Origin of the sequence: Enterobacter cloacae complex sp. CARB60 (assembly GCF_036487345.1) — a bacterium.
GTDB lineage: Bacteria > Pseudomonadota > Gammaproteobacteria > Enterobacterales > Enterobacteriaceae > Enterobacter > Enterobacter asburiae_D.
In genome coordinates this window covers 547,297-564,371 of sequence record NZ_JAZKLC010000002.1, presented here as the reverse complement: position 1 = coordinate 564,371, position 17,075 = coordinate 547,297, and the positions used below count along the sequence as shown (strand labels likewise).

Sequence of the window (17,075 nt, the reverse complement as noted above, 5' to 3'; positions counted from 1 at the left end):
CGTATTATTCTGGAAAAGAGAAAACGGGAGAGTTGGGCGTGAAGAGTTATCTGGTCGGTGGTGCGGTACGTGATGCGTTGTTAGGTCTGCCGGTCAAAGATAAAGACTGGGTGGTGGTTGGCGCCACCCCTGAAGAGATGCTCGACGCGGGCTACCAGCAGGTAGGCCGCGACTTTCCCGTGTTCCTGCACCCGAAAAGCCGTGAAGAGTATGCCCTGGCGCGTACCGAGCGGAAATCGGGCTCGGGCTATACGGGCTTCACCTGCTATGCCGCGCCGGACGTGACGCTGGAGCAAGATCTCCTGCGCCGCGATCTCACCATCAACGCGCTGGCGCAGGACGAGCACGGGCAGATCGTTGACGCCTATGGCGGTCAGGACGATCTGCGCAACCGTCTTTTACGTCACGTTTCCCCTGCGTTTTCTGAAGATCCGCTCCGCGTGCTGCGCGTAGCGCGCTTTGCCGCGCGTTACGCCCATCTCAGCTTCCGTATTGCCGATGAGACAATGGCGCTGATGACCGCCATGACCGAGGCGGGCGAGCTTGAACACCTGACGCCAGAGCGCGTCTGGAAAGAGACGGAAAATGCGCTCACCACGCGCAACCCGCAGGTCTTTTTCCAGGTCCTGCGAGACTGCGGCGCGCTGAAGGTGCTGTTCCCGGAAATAGACGCGCTGTTTGGCGTACCAGCCCCGGCAAAATGGCACCCGGAAATTGATACCGGCGTACACACGCTGATGACCCTGAGCATGGCGGCCATGCTCAGCCCTGACGTGGATGTGCGCTTTTCCACCCTGTGCCACGATCTCGGCAAAGGCTTAACGCCAAAAGAATTCTGGCCTCGCCACCACGGGCACGGCCCGGCTGGGGTGAAGCTGGTCGAGGGTCTGTGCCAGCGTCTGCGCGTCCCGAACGAGATCCGCGATCTGGCGAAACTGGTGGCCGAGTTCCACGATCTGATCCACACCTTCCCCATCCTGAAGCCGGCTACCATCGTTAAGCTTTTCGATAATATCGACGCCTGGCGCAAACCCCAGCGCGTAGAGCAAATCGCGCTCACCAGCGAAGCTGACGTGCGCGGTCGTACCGGGTTTGAAGCGTGCGATTACCCGCAGGGACGTTTACTGCGTAAAGCCTGGGACGTCGCGAAAGCGGTGCCCACGAAGGACGTTGTCGAAGCAGGATTCAAAGGACCGGAAATTCGCGAAGAGCTCACGAAACGGCGAATTCAGGCTGTGTCGGACTGGAAGGAAAAGCATTGCCCTCAGCCGAAAGACTGAGGGCAATCGGTCAGAAGAAGACCACGTACACCGCAGCCGCCACGATAAAGCGATAGATCGCGAACGGAATAAACGAGATACGCTTAATCAACTGCAGGAAGGTTTTAATGGCAATCAGCGCCACGATAAACGCGGTGATGAAGCCGACGGCGAACATCGGAATGTCGCCAGCCGTCAGGAAGTGATAGCTCTTATAGACGTCGAGTACGGTGGCGCCCATCATCATCGGCACCGCCAGCAGGAACGAGAACTCTGACGCGGCGTAACGGCTTACGCCCATCAGCATCCCACCGGAGATGGTTGCGCCTGAACGCGAGAAGCCCGGCCACAGCGCCAGACACTGGAAGCAGCCAATGATAAACGCCTGACGATACGTCATATCGTCCAGACCTTCCGCGCGCGGCGTTTTTGGCTTCAGCACTTCCGCGGCGATCAGCAGGAAGCCCCCCACCACCAGCGCGTACATCACGTTAATCGGATTAAACAGAGATTTGATGGCGTCATGGAAAACCAGGCCCAGCACCACCGCAGGGATCATCCCGAGCAGAATATGGATTAGTGACAGACGACCTTTACCGGCCCCCTCGTGCTGAGGCGGACGACCAAAATGGATGCCGATCAGGCCAAACAGGCGACGCCAGAACATCACGACTACCGCCAGAATAGACCCCAGTTGGATCACCACTTCAAACGTTTTTGCGGTATCCCCTTCAAAGCCCAGCAGATGGCCAACGATAATCATATGGCCCGTACTGGAAACCGGCAAAAACTCCGTCAATCCTTCGACCACACCCAGTATTGCCGCCACCAGCAGCGAGTGCATATCGCTCATCTATAAACCCCTAAAAAAGATATAAAAAAACGGTGTCCCATACGGACAACCGATAAGATACAGTCTTGAGACCGGTATAACCTAAAATGGTTTAGCAATTATGACGTTAATTCTTGCCTTTCAGATTTGTGCCACGCTCAATGATGACGCCAACACTGGCGGCGCGCGCCACCGCTCCCGGCTTGCTCAGCTTGATGCGCACCCACGGTGAGTTGAATTTTTTCAGCAGCAATTCTGCGACTTCTTCAGCCACCCGTTCGACCAGCGCAAAACGTTGCCCTTCAACGTGGGCGATGACCGTTTCACTGATATCGGCATAGCTCAGACAGTCGTTCACGTCATCGCTTTTTGCCGATTTGCGGTTATCCCATCCCATTTCGATATCGAACACCAGTTTCTGCTCGATGGTCTGTTCCCAGTCGTAAACACCAATTGTGGTGATTACCGAAAGTTGCTCTATAAATACAATATCCATCACGACCTGCCTGCTTTTTGGCTAAACCGGATACCACTTCCGGCGAATTATGCGTATTATCCACAGATGCTGAGAATACAGATACATTTTCAAAACGGAACAGCGTTATGAGTGCAATCGCGCCTGGAATGATCCTCCTCGCCTATCTTTGCGGCTCAATCTCCAGCGCCATTCTGGTCTGCCGCATTGCCGGGTTACCTGACCCGCGTGAAAATGGTTCCGGGAATCCGGGGGCGACCAACGTACTACGAATTGGCGGCAAGGGAGCAGCCGTAGCGGTTTTGATTTTTGATGTTCTGAAAGGGATGCTACCCGTCTGGGGCGCGTATGCGCTGGGCGTCACGCCGTTCTGGCTGGGGCTCATTGCTATTGCTGCCTGCGTCGGCCACATCTGGCCCGTATTCTTCGGCTTTAAAGGCGGCAAAGGTGTGGCGACCGCCTTTGGTGCCATTGCGCCCATCGGCTGGGACTTAACCGGCGTCATGGCCGGGACCTGGCTTCTGACCATTCTTCTGAGCGGCTATTCGTCGCTGGGCGCTATCGTCAGCGCGCTGATCGCGCCGTTCTACGTCTGGTGGTTCAAACCTCAGTTCACCTTCCCGGTGTCGATGCTCTCCTGTCTTATCCTGCTGCGTCATCACGACAATATCCAGCGCCTGTGGCGTCGTCAGGAGACCAAAATCTGGACGAAGCTCAAGAGAAAGAAAAAAGACGCTCCGAAGGGTTAGTTATGCCTTATAGCCAAATGTGATTTTGGTCACCTTCTGCCTGTGGTAACTGTTAATAACACAACACAACCACTTAAGAAGAAAATGGCTGAAATCACAGACACCACTCCCCTTTCAACGGCAGGTAATCCTCCTGATGGCGACATTCAGTGGGTGCGCAGCGCATCGGATGTATCACGCCTCGTTAATGACGGTTCTCAGGGCCGGGCAAACGCCCGTATCGTGGTCGGTATCGCGCTGGGCGGTATTTTCCTCGATGCCTACGATCTGGGCGCGCTGGCGTTCGGCATTAAAGATATCACCCGCGAATTTAACCTGACGCCCGCCGGTACCGGTATGGTGGCCTCGGCGATTACCTTTGGCGCCATTGTCGGGGCGCTGCTCGGCGGCTACCTTACGGATAAAATCGGGCGCTACCGCGTTTTTATGGCCGATATGGTGTTCTTCGTGGTGGCAGCCATCGCCTGTGCGCTGGCCCCGAACGAATATGTGCTCGCGGGCGCCCGCTTTGTGATGGGGCTTGGGGTCGGGATCGACCTTCCCGTGGCGATGGCGTTTTTAAGCGAGTTCGCCAGGCTGAAAGGGCCGGGAAATAAGGCTTCCAGCGTCGCGATGTGGTGCCCCACATGGTATGCCGCCATCAGCATCTCCTACCTGCTGGTGCTTTTCTTCTACGCGGTGCTGCCGGAAAGCCACAGCGACTGGCTCTGGCGCCTGATCCTCGGCTTTGGCGCGGTGCCCGCGCTGGTGATTATCGCCATCCGCAGCCGCTATATGAGCGAATCTCCGGTCTGGGCGGCGAATCAGGGCAACCTGAAAGAGGCGGCGTCGATTTTACGCCAGTCGTACAACATCAATGCCCACGTGCCGCAGGACGCGCTCGCCCAGCCCGCACCTATCGTGAATAAAGCGAAATGGTCAAACTATCTGAACCTGTTCCGCGGCATCTACTTACGCCGCACGACGCTCGCCACGCTGCTTTCAGTCGTCTCCTCGTTTGCCTATAACGCCGTGGCGTTTGGCCTGCCGGTGATCATCTCCAGCTTCTTTGTCCAGTCGATGCTCACCACCATACTCATTTCTCTGGTGCTTAACCTGCTGTTTGCCTTCGTCGGCGGACTGCTGGCGGTACGCTACGTGCCGCGCTTCGGTGCCTGGCGGATGTCGCTTGCGGGTTATGCCTGCCAGCTTGTCGCGCTGCTGGGACTGGCGCTGATTGGCCGCCCTGAAGGCGCCTCTGAAGGAGTGCTCGCCGTCGCGATGCTGGCACTGTTCCTGTTCGGTCAGGGATTTGGTCCGGGCGCGCATACCATGACGTTTGCCTCGCTGAGCTACCCGACCTCGCTGCGGGGCGTGGGCGTGGGTCTCAACCAGACGCTGATGCGCAGCAGCTCGACGCTGTCGCTGTTCCTGTTCCCGCTGCTGGTCGCCTCGCTGGATACCGCCGTGTTCTGGGTGATTGCGCTGGCGCCGTTTATCGGCCTGGCATCGCTGCTGGCGATCCGCTGGGAGCCGTCCGGATATGATGTGGATGCGGAGGATTACCGCTAGTCCCGCAAACCCCGTCATTAATAATGTCATCGCCTTTCTTGCCGGGTGGCGCTGCGCTTACCCGGCCTACATTACAGACCATCCATAAGCGACTCATATGACAGCCTTCATTTCCGCCAGGGCATACTGAAACGTATCCCGATGGTGTGGAAATGGATGCAGCATGTTAGCAGCTCAGGTCACTGATAATACGTATAAAGGCTGGCAGGCATCGCTTGCCCTGCAGTTTTGTCACACCCCTGAGAAAACCCTCCTGCACTCCGCCCACCACGTCGGGCCGCTCACCGTTCAGCGTCCGTTTTATCCCGAAGGGGAAACCTGCCACCTTTACCTGCTGCACCCGCCCGGCGGGATTGTTGGCGGCGATACGCTGGACATTTCCGTTCGGCTGGACGCCAAAAGCCATGTGCTTATCAGCATGCCCGGCGCCAGCAAGTTCTATCGCAGCAGCGGCCCGCAGGCTCGTCTGAGCCAGCATTTTTATCTCGAGGAAGATTCCACCCTGGAGTGGCTGCCGCAGGACACCATTATTTTTCCCGGTGCGAATGCCGCGCTGCGCTCCGTCTTCCACCTGAAGGCCTCCAGCACGCTGCTGGCGTGGGAGCTGTACTGTCTGGGTCGCCCGGTGATCGGAGAGACCTTCAGCCACGGCATGCTGGAGAGCCGCCTTGACATTTGGGTTGAAGACGAACCGCGCCTGATTGAGCGCCAGCATCTTAGCGACGGCGATCTCACGCCCGTCGCCGGACATCCGTGGCTCGGCACGCTGCTGTTCTACCCTGCCCGGGAAAAACATCTCGACGCGGTGCGCGAACGGCTCGCACCGCTGGAAAATTATGCGGGTGCAACGCTCACCGATGACCTGCTGTCGGTGCGTTTTCTCTCCCACGACAACCTGATTTGCCAGCGGGTGATGCGCGATATCTGGCAGTCGCTTCGCCCGCTTCTCACCACCAAACCCGCCTGTTCGCCGCGTATCTGGCAGACATAAGAGAAACGTTATGGAACTGACCCCCAGAGAAAAAGACAAGCTGTTGCTGTTCACCGCCGCGCTGGTTGCCGAACGCCGCCTTGCGCGCGGGGTAAAGCTCAACTACCCGGAATCGGTCGCGCTGATCAGCGCCTTCATTATGGAAGGCGCGCGCGATGGCGAAACCGTCGCCTCGCTGATGGAGGCGGGCCGACACGTTCTGAGGCGCGACCAGGTAATGGAGGGCGTCCCGGAGATGATCCCGGATATTCAGGTCGAAGCCACCTTCCCGGACGGTTCCAAGCTCGTCACCGTCCATAACCCGATCGTCTAAGGAGCGCGTGATGATCCCAGGCGAATATCAGATCCGGTCCGGAAACATTGCCCTCAACGTCGGGCGTGAAACCCAACGCGTGGTTGTCGAAAACCACGGCGACAGGCCGATCCAGGTCGGATCGCACTACCACTTTTACGAGGTCAACCCGGCGCTGAAGTTCGATCGGGAAGCCACCAGAGGCTTCCGGCTGAACATCCCGGCGGGTACCGCCGTGCGCTTCGAGCCCGGCCAGAAGCGGGAAGTGACGCTGGTTCAGGTCACCGGGGCGCAGCGCATTTTCGGCTTTCGCGGCGAGGTGATGGGAGAGGTGAAACATGGCTGAGATTTCACGCCGGGCGTATGCCGATATGTTCGGCCCCACCACCGGGGATAAGGTGCGGCTGGCCGACAGCGAGCTGTGGATCGAAGTGGAAGACGATCTCACGGTCTACGGCGAAGAGGTTAAATTCGGCGGCGGAAAGGTGATCCGCGACGGCATGGGCCAGGGGCAGATGACCGCTGACGGCTGCGTGGATCTGGTTCTCACCAACGCGCTGATCGTCGATCACTGGGGGATCGTAAAAGCCGATATCGGCGTGAAGAACGGGCGGATCTTCGCCGTTGGCAAAGCCGGAAACCCGGACATTCAGCCCGGCGTGACGATCCCGATTGGCGCGGCAACGGAAGTGATTGCCGCCGAGGGGAAGATCGTCACCGCCGGCGGGATCGACACCCACATCCACTGGATCTGCCCGCAGCAGGCGGAAGAGGCGCTGGTCTCCGGCGTCACCACCATGATCGGCGGCGGCACCGGACCGGCGGCGGGCACCAACGCCACCACCTGCACGCCGGGGCCGTGGTATATCGCCCGCATGCTGCAGGCTGCCGATACGCTGCCGGTGAATATTGGTCTGCTCGGCAAAGGTAACGGCTCCAACCCGGATGCCCTGCGCGAGCAGATCGCCGCGGGCGCCATCGGGCTGAAGATCCACGAAGACTGGGGCGCGACGCCTGCGGCGATCAACTGCTCGCTGGAAGTCGCGGAAGAAATGGATATTCAGGTGGCGCTGCACAGCGACACGCTGAACGAGTCCGGTTTTGTCGAAGACACGCTGGCGGCTATCGCCGGGCGCACCATCCATACCTTCCACACCGAAGGCGCGGGCGGCGGCCACGCGCCGGATATCATCACCGCCTGCGCGCATCCGAATATTCTGCCCTCTTCCACCAACCCGACCTTGCCCTACACGGTGAACACCATCGACGAGCATCTCGACATGCTGATGGTTTGTCACCACCTCGATCCGGATATCGCCGAGGACGTGGCGTTTGCCGAATCCCGCATTCGTCGTGAAACCATCGCCGCTGAAGACGTGCTGCACGACATCGGCGCGTTCTCGCTCACCTCCTCAGATTCGCAGGCCATGGGCCGGGTCGGGGAAGTGATTATCCGCACCTGGCAGGTCGCGCACCGCATGAAGATCCAGCGCGGCGCGCTGCCGGAAGAGATCGGCGAGAACGATAACTTCCGCGTGAAGCGCTACGTCGCCAAATACACCATTAACCCGGCGCTCACCCACGGCATCGCCCACGAGGTCGGTTCGATTGAGGCGGGCAAGCTGGCGGATCTCGTGGTCTGGTCCCCGGCGTTCTTCGGCGTCAAACCCGCCACCATCGTCAAGGGCGGGATGATCGCCTGTGCGCCAATGGGTGATATCAACGCCTCGATCCCTACGCCGCAGCCGGTGCATTACCGCCCGATGTTTGGATCGCTGGGCGCCGCGCGTCACGCCACCCGATTGACGTTTATCTCGCAGGCCGCCAGTGCGAACGGCATCCCGCAGCAGCTCAACCTGCAAAGCGCCACCGCGGTGGTGAAAGGCTGCCGGACGGTGAAAAAGGCGGACATGATCCACAACGGCTTACAGCCGAACATCACCGTCGACTCACAAACCTACGAGGTGCGCGTCGACGGTGCACTGATAACCAGCGAACCGGCTGACGTTCTGCCGATGGCGCAACGCTATTTCCTGTTTTGAGGAGTGATGATGATCTATTTAACCCAACGCCTGGACCATGCCCACCCCGTCACCGCCAGCGTCACGCTGCCGATTGACGTGCGGGTGAAAAGCCGCGCCCGCGTATCGCTGAACGACGGCCGCGAAGCCGGGCTGATGTTGCCGCGCGGCCTGCTGCTGCGCGGGGGCGACCTGCTGACTACCGACGACGGCAGCGAGGTGATTGAAGTGATCGCCGCCCCGGAGTCGGTTTCCGTGGTGCGCTGCGCCGATCCGTTCCTGCTCGCCCGCGCCTGCTACCACCTGGGCAACCGCCACGTGCCGCTGCAGATCATGCCCGGCGAGCTGCGCTATCACCACGACCACGTTCTCGACGACATGCTGCGCCAGTTCGGGCTGGAGGTGGCCTACGCCAGCCTGCCGTTTGAACCGGAAGCGGGCGCTTACGCCAGCGATGCCCACAGCCACAGCCATTCTCACGCTCATTCACATTAAGGATTCATCATGCGCAAGTATTTACCGCTGTTACTGCTGGCCTTTTCCGTTCCTGCGCTCGCGCATCCCGGCCACGGCGCCGACAGCTTTCAGGCCGGTTTTCTCCACCCGCTGACCGGGCTCGATCACCTGCTGATGCTGGCGGGCGCAGGCGTGCTCTCGGCGCTGAGCGGTCGCAAACTCCTGCTGCCGTTTGCCACCCTCGGGATGATGCTTGTCGGCGCCATTGCGGGCAGCCTGCTCGGCGGCTTCAGCGGCATGGAGATGCTGATTATCGCCTCGCTGGCGGTATCCGGCGTGATGATGTTCAAAACTGAAAACCGCCTGCTGCTGGCGGTGCCTGCCCTGGCAATGTTCCACGGCTGGGCGCACGGCGTGGAGATGTCCGGCCACAGCTTCTGGCTCTTCACCAGCGGCTTTATGCTCGCCAGCGCCACGGTGCTGTGCGCCAGCTTTTCCGCAGGGCTGCTGCTGCGCCGTCACGATGGCCTGCGTAAAACCTTCGGCGGCGGGCTGATTGTCTCCGCCCTGCTGGCGCTGATGAGCTGATGGAGCACGCCCGCCAGAGGCTGCGCCTGATGCAGCTCTCCAGCAGCAGCCTGCCGGTCGGGTCGTTTACCTGGTCGCAGGGGCTGGAGTGGGCCGTTGAGGCGGGCTGGGTCACGGACGCCGGGGCCTTTAAACGCTGGCAAATCCAGCAGATGGAGCAGAGCTTTTTCTGCGTCGATCTGCCGCTGTTTATCCGTCTTTATCAGGCCTGTGAGCAACGCGATCTTACAAAAGCAAAACGCTGGACGGCATACCTTCTCGCCTGCCGGGAAACGCGCGAGCTGCGCGAAGAGGAGCGCAACCGCGGCGCGGCCTTTACGCGGCTGATTAAGAGCTGGGAACCTGACTGTCCGCCCGAATGGCTGCCGCTGTTTATGCAGAGCCAGCTTAGCGGCATGGCCTGGCTCGGCGTGCGCTGGGGCATTAGCGTGCGCGAGCTGGCGCTGAGCCTCGGCTACAGCTGGATAGAGAGCGCGGTGATGGCGGGCGTCAAGCTGGTGCCGTTTGGGCAACAGGCCGCGCAGCAGCTGATTATCGACCTGAGCGACCACTACGCCGCTGGTTTTGAACAGGCATTTTTACGGAGCGACGACGCGCTGGGGGCAGCGACGCCGCTGTCCGCCATCGCCTCCGCGCGCCACGAAACCCAATATTCACGACTATTCCGTTCCTGAGGAGTCAACATGGCTGATTACAAACATCCCCTGCGCGTGGGCGTGGGCGGCCCGGTAGGGTCGGGCAAAACCGCGCTGCTGGAAGCGCTCTGCAAGGCGATGCGCGATACCTACCATCTTGCGGTGGTGACCAACGATATCTATACCAAAGAGGATCAGCGCATTCTGACCGAGGCGGGCGCGCTGGCGCCGGAGCGCATCGTAGGCGTGGAGACGGGCGGCTGCCCGCATACTGCCATTCGGGAAGATGCCTCAATGAACCTGGCGGCAGTGGAAGCGTTAAGCGAGAAGTTCGGCAATCTGGATCTGATCTTCGTTGAAAGCGGCGGGGACAACCTGAGCGCGACCTTCAGCCCGGAGCTGGCGGATCTGACCATCTACGTCATCGACGTGGCCGAAGGGGAAAAAATTCCGCGCAAGGGCGGGCCGGGGATCACCAGGTCCGATTTTCTGGTGATCAACAAAACCGATCTCGCGCCGTACGTCGGTGCGTCGCTGGAGGTGATGGAGCGCGACACCAACCGCATGCGCGGCGAGCGTCCGTGGACGTTTACCAACCTGAAGGCGGGTGACGGCTTAGCGACGATTATTGCGTTTCTGGAAGAGAAAGGGATGCTGCGGATCTGAAAAAAGGCCTGGCATAACGCCAGGCCGTGATTGTTATTTGCAGCTGTTATTGGAAGACCCTTTTTCGCGCCATGCGCCCCACTCGCCGCCGGTTCCCGGCGTTTCTTGCCCCGGGTTGACATACCACTGGTTGAGCCAAACTTTACCGTTGTAATACGCTTTGGTGCATCGGGTTGGATAGGCAATTTTGGCGTTATAGGCCGGTGCCGCAGGATTTACCGGTGTGTCATCTTTTGCCGGTGTGTCATCTTTTGCCGGTGTGTCATCCTTAGCCAGTACCGCCGGTTTACTGACGGTGATGGTCATGCTGTCCGTCGCGGTTCGCCCATCCGCGCCGGTCGTCGTCAGTGTAAAGGTCGCTTCACCCTCGCTGTTGGCAGGAATGACGGCATAGGCATGCGCGCTGTCCACGCTCTTCACCAGCGTGCCGTTCAGTGTCGCCTCCAGCGAGAAGGTTTCTGCCCCTTTCGTCACACGCCAGTTATACGATTTGGCATTCAGGCTCTTACTGCCGTCCAGCACGTAGGTGATCACCCCCGTGGTCGGAGAAACCAGAGCGTAATCTGCGCCTGCCACAGCCGTTGGAGCCGGCGCGACAGGCGTGCTACCGTCTTTGAGCGCCATAATACGGGCCACCGCACGCTCCATATCAGGTTGAGTACCCACTTTTGCCGAATCCCCGTTGGCCAGTGGCGTTCCGGTCTCCGCCAGAATCTGACGCATCTGCCGCGGTGTCACGGTAATACCGTTGGCTTTAGCGATGCCTGACAGGCTGGCTACCACACCCGCAATAATCGGGTTCGAGGAAGACGTTCCGGCAAACGTCGCGGTATAAGAATCGTTAACGCCGCCATTTTTATAGAGATCGCCATAACCTGTGCTCACTACGTCCCAGCAGCCCCATGCAGAGCTGGTGACGCGCGAACCATAGGTGCTGAACGACGCTTTTTTACCGTCTTTTGCACAAAACGCACCCGCCAGGATAGCCCCGGAGTCCCGCACGTTCACGTCAAACTCCCCCTGGAAGCCTGGGCTATCCAGGTTGACGTTCCCGTTACCTGCCGCCTCAACAACGTGAACGCCTTTATCCGTCAGCGCTTTAATCACATCGTAATAGGCGGGCTCGGACTCCATTGCCACCCAGCAATCCTTCTGACAACCCGCTGGATAACCGCCCGCTACGTGTACCCCAATCTGCACCACATCGCCAGCTTTTAGCAACGGAATTAAATTATAGAGGTTATTATGCGCTGAGGCCGCGTACCCCAGTCGGCTTTTCCAGCTTATCCCTCGAATACCGGTGCCAATATCTTTCGCTGCCATAATCCCGACGGAAGCGGTGTCATGATCTTGCTTTTCAACATACGTTGTCTTTCCAGAGCTGAGGCTCATTGGCGGTAAGTTGAGGTGGTAGGTATTCCAGGGATAAATCTCCGTTGAAATAATCGTCACTCCTTCGCCCGCACTGCCTGCATAGTGATCAACGCTTTCGCGGTTTACGCCCCCCATATAATAATCGGCGCGCTTAACATCAGGTGCTTTGAGATAATCTTGCTTATTGCGAAAATCCGGAACGGCAGCAGACGTTAAATTATTATTTACCGAAGATTTAACCTGCGGCGTAAGGGCGTTTTCATCCAGCGACACCGGTTCGGCCTCCGGATAAACAAACTCTACGTTCTGATTCTGCTCCAGCTCAGTAATAATATGGTTAATGTAGGTTTTATCCTGACGTTTATCTTGCGGTAACGCGATACGCAGATAACGGTCAAAGCCATAGCGTTTATTGAGTTCCGTTAACTCGGATGACTGATTTGAACTCCGCAAATTAGTCGGCCGAAACATATTTGTGGTGATAAGGGAAGGATCATTCAGGGTAATTTTATTGTTTGTCGCTTTTAGCAAACCTGCAGTGGGTTTTAGCTTGAGTACAATTGCTGTGTAGGTCGCATTGTCATGTGCAAACTCATTTTGCACATGATTTTCTGCCGTAGCGGAAAATGAAATTGCTGCACAAATAAAAAGGGACAAGGTACTTTTTTTCATGGTAATCACGGTTCCTTTGTGAATCGACATTTCTCCTTTTTCAGTATCTGTGATACATGCACCGTGATGAATAAGAACTTCCTAATCTAGGGGAACGATCTTTCTATAATTGAATAAGAAAAATCCATATCTCGTTTCTTTATATTTCGCAACGCGAGGATACACCTGGATACAAAAACTGCAAAGATTAAGCATAATGAAATAATCAATATCCGTCGCCGCTAAAAATACTCTCATTGTTACTGCTATTTTACCGCAGCCTGGATTTTAATAACGATATATCTTGCGAGGGATTCCAACCCCGCCATTATCATGTAAGGGTTAATACGACGCATCATTATGGACATTAAAATCGTTATCGCTGAAGAATCCTCGTTGATTCGCCGCGGCTTATCCTCAATGATGCAACCGCTCTCGTTACCCGCCTCAGGCATGAATCAGAGATGTGTTTTGACCGGTGAAGCAGCCTCTTCCGCAGAACTTCTGTCGCTTCTTGGCCAGCATAACCCCGATATCGTTATCCTCAGCTATTCACTGACAACCAGCTTTAATCGCTCTCCTCTCACGGGTATGGACGGTCTGAAGCTGTTGAAATGGCTCCATCAGACTTATCCTACGCTCAGCATTATCCTGCTCTCGCCCTATGCAAACGCCATGTTTATTCGTCAGGCGCTAAAGGAAGGCGTCAGATCGTATTTGTCGCGGGATATCAACGAGCAAACCTTAAGCCAGGCAATTACTACAGTTCTTAAAGGTGAGATCTATATCGAAAGCCAGCTGGTAAATATGCTTTTTCGTCATGAGATGACAGATATTGAAAAACTCTCGCCGCGGGAAATCGATGTGCTGCGTCTGATATGTAACGGATTAAATTTGAAGGAGATTGCACAATATATATATGCACCTGAGCATCAAAACAGTCAGTGCGCATAAGATCCGGGCGATGGAAAAATTGGATGTGCAAAACGACTACCAGCTTTACTCTCTGATCATCAAGAACCAGATGTTCGACATCAGGATATAAAACTCCCCCGCCGCGACGACGGGAGAGCCGTTCACGCCTCAGGCAGTTCCGCCAGCGGCCAGCGCGGACGCACGGACACGCTCAGGTCGGACGTTGCGCCCGCATTCAGGCGCACCATACCCGCGTAAGCGATCATCGCGCCGTTATCGGTACAGAATTCCGGACGCGCATAGAACACTTCTCCACGACGCTTTTGCATCATCTCGGCGAGCTTCGCGCGCAGCGTGCGGTTAGCGCTGACGCCGCCGGCCATCACCAGACGCTTAAAGCCGGTCTGATCCAGCGCGCGCTTGCACTTGATCATCAGCGTATCGACTACCGCATCTTCAAACGCGCGCGCAATATCCGCGCGGGTCTGCTCGTCGTTTTCGTTATTACGGATCGTATTCGCCGCGAAGGTTTTCAGCCCGGAGAAGCTGAAGTCCAGCCCCGGACGGTCGGTCATCGGACGCGGGAAGACAAAGCGCCCTTCCGTTCCCTGCGCCGCCATTTTTGACAGCATCGGGCCGCCAGGGTAATCCAGCCCCAGCAGCTTGGCGGTTTTATCGAACGCTTCACCGGCGGCATCGTCGATCGACTCGCCCAGCAGCTCGTACTTGCCAATGCCCGTTACGCTAATCAGCTGCGTATGGCCGCCGGAGACCAGCAGCGCAACAAACGGGAATTCAGGCGGATTCTCTTCCAGCATCGGCGCCAGAAGATGCCCTTCCATATGGTGAACCGGAATGGCCGGCACATCCCACGCAAACGCCAGCGAACGGCCAACCGTCGCGCCAACCAGCAGCGCGCCAACCAGGCCCGGGCCTGCGGTATACGCCACTGCATCAATCTCTTTTGCCGTTAATCCCGCTTCTTTCAGCGCCGCCTGAATCAGGGGAACCGTTTTACGCACGTGGTCACGAGAGGCCAGTTCAGGTACGACGCCGCCGTAGTCAGCGTGCAATTTCACCTGACTATACAGCTGGTTGGCCAGAAGCCCTTTTTCGTCGTCGTAAATGGCGATGCCGGTTTCATCGCAGGATGTTTCAATACCCAGTACACGCATGACTTGTTTTACCTCGTTTCAATACCGCGCAGTGTAGAGCCTGGGCGGGTTGATGTAAAACTTTGTTCGCCCCAGGAAGAAGGCTCGTGTATACTCCTCACCCTTATTAAAGTCCCTTTCAAAATCGCATCGGTGCTTTACAAAGCAGCAGCATTTGCAGTAAAATTCCGCACCATTTTGAAATAAGCTGGCGTTGATGCCAGCGGCAAACCGAATTTATTAAAGGTGAGAGTTACATGCCGGTAATTAAAGTACGTGAAAACGAGCCGTTCGACGTAGCACTGCGTCGCTTCAAACGTTCATGCGAGAAAGCAGGTGTTCTGGCTGAAGTTCGTCGTCGTGAGTTTTATGAAAAACCAACGACCGAACGTAAGCGCGCTAAAGCTTCCGCTGTGAAACGTCACGCGAAGAAACTGGCTCGCGAAAACGCACGCCGTACTCGTCTGTACTAATTGTTTGAGGGCCTCAGCCCTCAATTGACAGACTGAGTAATAGTCGTAAGGCCGTGCTTCCGGAAGGAATGCGCGGCTTGTTTTCGTTTATAAGTCGCTTAAAATTTTGGGGCATATGGCCGGAAGAATCCCACGCGTTTTCATCAATGACCTGCTTGCCAGAACCGACATCGTCGATCTCATCGACGCGCGGGTAAAGCTAAAAAAGCAGGGCAAGAACTACCATGCGTGCTGTCCGTTCCATAACGAAAAAACCCCCTCCTTCACCGTAAACGGTGAAAAGCAGTTCTACCATTGCTTCGGCTGTGGCGCACACGGTAATGCCGTCGATTTTTTGATGAACTACGACAAGCTCGAGTTCGTTGAAACCGTCGAAGAGCTGGCGGCGATGCATAACCTTGAAGTGCCGTATGAAGCAGGCAGTGGGCCAAGTCAGATCGAGCGCCATCAGCGGCAAACGCTGTATCAACTGATGGATGGCCTGAATTCGTTTTACCAACAGTCTCTTAAGCACTCTGCGGCTGAGCCTGCGCGTCAGTATCTGAACAAGCGCGGACTGAGCGACGATGTCATTGCGCGTTTCGCTATTGGTTACGCCCCGCCCGGCTGGGACAACGTGTTAAAGCGTTTTGGCGGCAATAGCGAAGATCGTAAGTCTCTCATCGATGCAGGCATGCTGGTCACCAACGACCAGGGACGAAGCTACGACCGCTTCCGCGAACGGGTCATGTTCCCGATCCGCGACAAGCGTGGCCGGGTAATTGGTTTTGGTGGTCGCGTGCTGGGTGATGCCCTGCCGAAGTACCTCAACTCCCCGGAAACCGATATTTTCCATAAGGGCCGCCAGCTGTACGGTCTTTATGAGGCGCAGCAGAATAATGCGGAACCTCCGCGTCTTCTGGTCGTCGAAGGCTATATGGACGTCGTGGCACTGGCGCAGTACGACATCAACTACGCGGTTGCGTCGTTAGGTACGTCCACCACCGCCGATCATATTCAACTGCTGTTCAGGGTGACCAACAACGTCATCTGCTGTTACGACGGTGACCGCGCAGGACGCGACGCCGCCTGGCGTGCGCTGGAAACCGCACTGCCGTATATGACCGACGGGCGTCAGCTACGCTTTATGTTTCTGCCCGACGGAGAAGACCCGGATACGCTGGTGCGTAAAGAGGGCAAAGCGGCGTTTGAAGCGCGGATGGAGCAGGCTCAGCCGCTCTCCACGTTTTTGTTTAACAGCCTGATGCCGCAGGTCGATTTGAGTACCCCTGACGGGCGCGCGCAGCTCAGTACGCTGGCGCTGCCGTTAATCAGCCAGGTGCCCGGCGAAACGCTGCGCATCTATCTGCGTCAGGAGCTAGGCAACAAGCTTGGCATTCTGGATGACAGCCAGCTTGAACGTTTAATGCCTAAACTGGCTGAAAACGGCGCGGTTCGCCCCGCGCCTCAGCTAAAACGCACAACCATGCGTATACTGATAGGGTTGCTGGTACAAAACCCCGAGCTCGCACCGCAGGTGCCGTCGCTGGCGGGTTTGAACCACGAAAAATTGCCCGGACTTGGCTTATTTTCAGAACTGGTCAACACGTGTTTGTCTCAGCCAGGTCTGACCACCGGACAACTTTTAGAGCACTATCGCGGCACAAAAGAGGCCGCTACCCTTGAAAAATTGTCGATGTGGGACGATATAGCAGATAAGGATATTGCAGAAAAAACGTTCACCGACTCACTCAACCATATGTTTGATTCGATGCTTGAGCTGCGCCAGGAAGAGTTAATTGCTCGCGAGCGCACGCACGGTTTAAGCAGCGAAGAACGCCGGGAGCTCTGGATGATTAACCAGGAACTGGCGAAGAAATAAAAAATTTAACGGCTTAAGTGCCGAATATCGATCGGGAAGCCCCCGGCAGCCGCACTGAGAGGCAGCGGCAAAAATATAAGTACGCCCTCGCTTTAAAGGTTGGCAGCCCCATCGCCGACACCAATCAAACGA

General features: G+C 57.1%; 19 protein-coding genes. 15 read left to right on the top strand and 4 right to left on the bottom strand.

The genetic code is table 11. The features are described from left to right. Positions 1 to 38: 38 nt before the first annotated feature. Positions 39 to 1,280: a multifunctional CCA addition/repair protein gene (locus V4835_RS03795; protein ID WP_024906483.1), complete on the top strand. Its 1,242-nt coding sequence runs from the start codon at positions 39 to 41 to the stop codon at positions 1,278 to 1,280. Positions 1,281 to 1,290: 10 nt separating this feature from the next. Here the strand turns inward: V4835_RS03795 and bacA are convergent, their stop codons facing one another. Together bacA and folB are read right to left on the bottom strand one after the other, a co-directional pair. Then, on the bottom strand, positions 1,291 to 2,112 hold the full coding sequence (gene bacA / locus V4835_RS03790; RefSeq protein ID WP_023333446.1) for an undecaprenyl-diphosphate phosphatase: 822 nt from the start codon (positions 2,110 to 2,112) through the stop codon (positions 1,291 to 1,293). A 106-nt stretch (positions 2,113 to 2,218) separates the two neighbouring features. Beyond that, a complete protein-coding gene (folB, locus tag V4835_RS03785) occupies positions 2,219 to 2,587 on the bottom strand; it encodes a bifunctional dihydroneopterin aldolase/7,8-dihydroneopterin epimerase (protein WP_331411225.1) in 369 nt (122 codons plus the stop codon). A gap of 107 nt (positions 2,588 to 2,694) precedes the next feature. Between folB and plsY the strand changes: the two genes are divergently transcribed. The 10 genes from plsY (at position 2,695) to ureG (ending at position 10,515) form a co-directional block, all read left to right on the top strand. Further along, positions 2,695 to 3,315 (top strand): glycerol-3-phosphate 1-O-acyltransferase PlsY, encoded by a 621-nt coding sequence (plsY, locus tag V4835_RS03780; protein ID WP_023309216.1) that lies wholly within the window; start codon positions 2,695 to 2,697, stop codon positions 3,313 to 3,315. 84 nt (positions 3,316 to 3,399) lie between these two features. Further along, entirely contained in the window at positions 3,400 to 4,866 is a 1,467-nt protein-coding gene (locus tag V4835_RS03775) for an MFS transporter (protein ID WP_063144817.1), read from the top strand. A gap of 163 nt (positions 4,867 to 5,029) precedes the next feature. After that, complete coding sequence (locus V4835_RS03770) at positions 5,030 to 5,857, top strand: urease accessory protein UreD (RefSeq protein ID WP_331411224.1); 828 nt, start codon at positions 5,030 to 5,032, stop codon at positions 5,855 to 5,857. Positions 5,858 to 5,867: 10 nt separating this feature from the next. Then, positions 5,868 to 6,170: an urease subunit gamma gene (locus V4835_RS03765; RefSeq protein ID WP_006811999.1), complete on the top strand. Its 303-nt coding sequence runs from the start codon at positions 5,868 to 5,870 to the stop codon at positions 6,168 to 6,170. Positions 6,171 to 6,180: 10 nt separating this feature from the next. Next, a complete protein-coding gene (locus V4835_RS03760) occupies positions 6,181 to 6,495 on the top strand; it encodes an urease subunit beta (protein ID WP_063144819.1) in 315 nt (104 codons plus the stop codon). After that, the gene (gene ureC / locus V4835_RS03755) at positions 6,488 to 8,191 is read left to right on the top strand and encodes an urease subunit alpha (protein ID WP_331411223.1); all 1,704 of its coding nucleotides are present in this window, start codon (positions 6,488 to 6,490) and stop codon (positions 8,189 to 8,191) included. The genes V4835_RS03760 and ureC overlap by 8 nt, the downstream gene beginning before the upstream one ends. 9 nt (positions 8,192 to 8,200) lie before the next feature. Further along, positions 8,201 to 8,665, top strand: a complete 465-nt coding sequence (gene ureE, locus V4835_RS03750; protein WP_063144821.1) for an urease accessory protein UreE — start codon at positions 8,201 to 8,203, stop codon at positions 8,663 to 8,665. A gap of 9 nt (positions 8,666 to 8,674) precedes the next feature. Continuing rightward, complete coding sequence (locus V4835_RS03745; protein ID WP_331411222.1) at positions 8,675 to 9,214, top strand: HupE/UreJ family protein; 540 nt, start codon at positions 8,675 to 8,677, stop codon at positions 9,212 to 9,214. Beyond that, positions 9,214 to 9,888 carry an urease accessory protein UreF gene (locus V4835_RS03740; RefSeq protein ID WP_331411221.1) on the top strand — a complete coding sequence of 225 codons (675 nt, stop codon included), beginning with the start codon at positions 9,214 to 9,216 and terminating at the stop codon, positions 9,886 to 9,888. The genes V4835_RS03745 and V4835_RS03740 overlap by 1 nt, the downstream gene beginning before the upstream one ends. A gap of 9 nt (positions 9,889 to 9,897) precedes the next feature. Further along, positions 9,898 to 10,515: an urease accessory protein UreG gene (gene ureG / locus V4835_RS03735; protein WP_331411220.1), complete on the top strand. Its 618-nt coding sequence runs from the start codon at positions 9,898 to 9,900 to the stop codon at positions 10,513 to 10,515. Between the two features lie 33 nt (positions 10,516 to 10,548). Here the strand turns inward: ureG and V4835_RS03730 are convergent, their stop codons facing one another. Further along, a complete protein-coding gene (locus V4835_RS03730) occupies positions 10,549 to 12,342 on the bottom strand; it encodes a serine protease (RefSeq protein ID WP_331411219.1) in 1,794 nt (597 codons plus the stop codon). 558 nt (positions 12,343 to 12,900) lie between these two features. Here V4835_RS03730 and V4835_RS03725 point away from each other — a divergent pair. Beyond that, complete coding sequence (locus V4835_RS03725) at positions 12,901 to 13,494, top strand: response regulator transcription factor (protein ID WP_331411218.1); 594 nt, start codon at positions 12,901 to 12,903, stop codon at positions 13,492 to 13,494. Next, positions 13,460 to 13,585 carry a LuxR C-terminal-related transcriptional regulator gene (locus V4835_RS03720; RefSeq protein WP_331411217.1) on the top strand — a complete coding sequence of 42 codons (126 nt, stop codon included), beginning with the start codon at positions 13,460 to 13,462 and terminating at the stop codon, positions 13,583 to 13,585. Before V4835_RS03725 ends, V4835_RS03720 begins: the two co-directional genes overlap by 35 nt. 31 nt (positions 13,586 to 13,616) lie before the next feature. Here the strand turns inward: V4835_RS03720 and tsaD are convergent, their stop codons facing one another. Next, positions 13,617 to 14,630: a tRNA (adenosine(37)-N6)-threonylcarbamoyltransferase complex transferase subunit TsaD gene (gene tsaD, locus V4835_RS03715; protein ID WP_063144826.1), complete on the bottom strand. Its 1,014-nt coding sequence runs from the start codon at positions 14,628 to 14,630 to the stop codon at positions 13,617 to 13,619. A gap of 236 nt (positions 14,631 to 14,866) precedes the next feature. Between tsaD and rpsU the strand changes: the two genes are divergently transcribed. Together rpsU and dnaG are read left to right on the top strand one after the other, a co-directional pair. Beyond that, positions 14,867 to 15,082: a 30S ribosomal protein S21 gene (gene rpsU, locus V4835_RS03710; RefSeq protein ID WP_001144069.1), complete on the top strand. Its 216-nt coding sequence runs from the start codon at positions 14,867 to 14,869 to the stop codon at positions 15,080 to 15,082. A 115-nt stretch (positions 15,083 to 15,197) separates the two neighbouring features. Continuing rightward, on the top strand, positions 15,198 to 16,943 hold the full coding sequence (gene dnaG, locus V4835_RS03705) for a DNA primase (protein WP_370732573.1): 1,746 nt from the start codon (positions 15,198 to 15,200) through the stop codon (positions 16,941 to 16,943). Positions 16,944 to 17,075 lie beyond the last annotated feature (132 nt).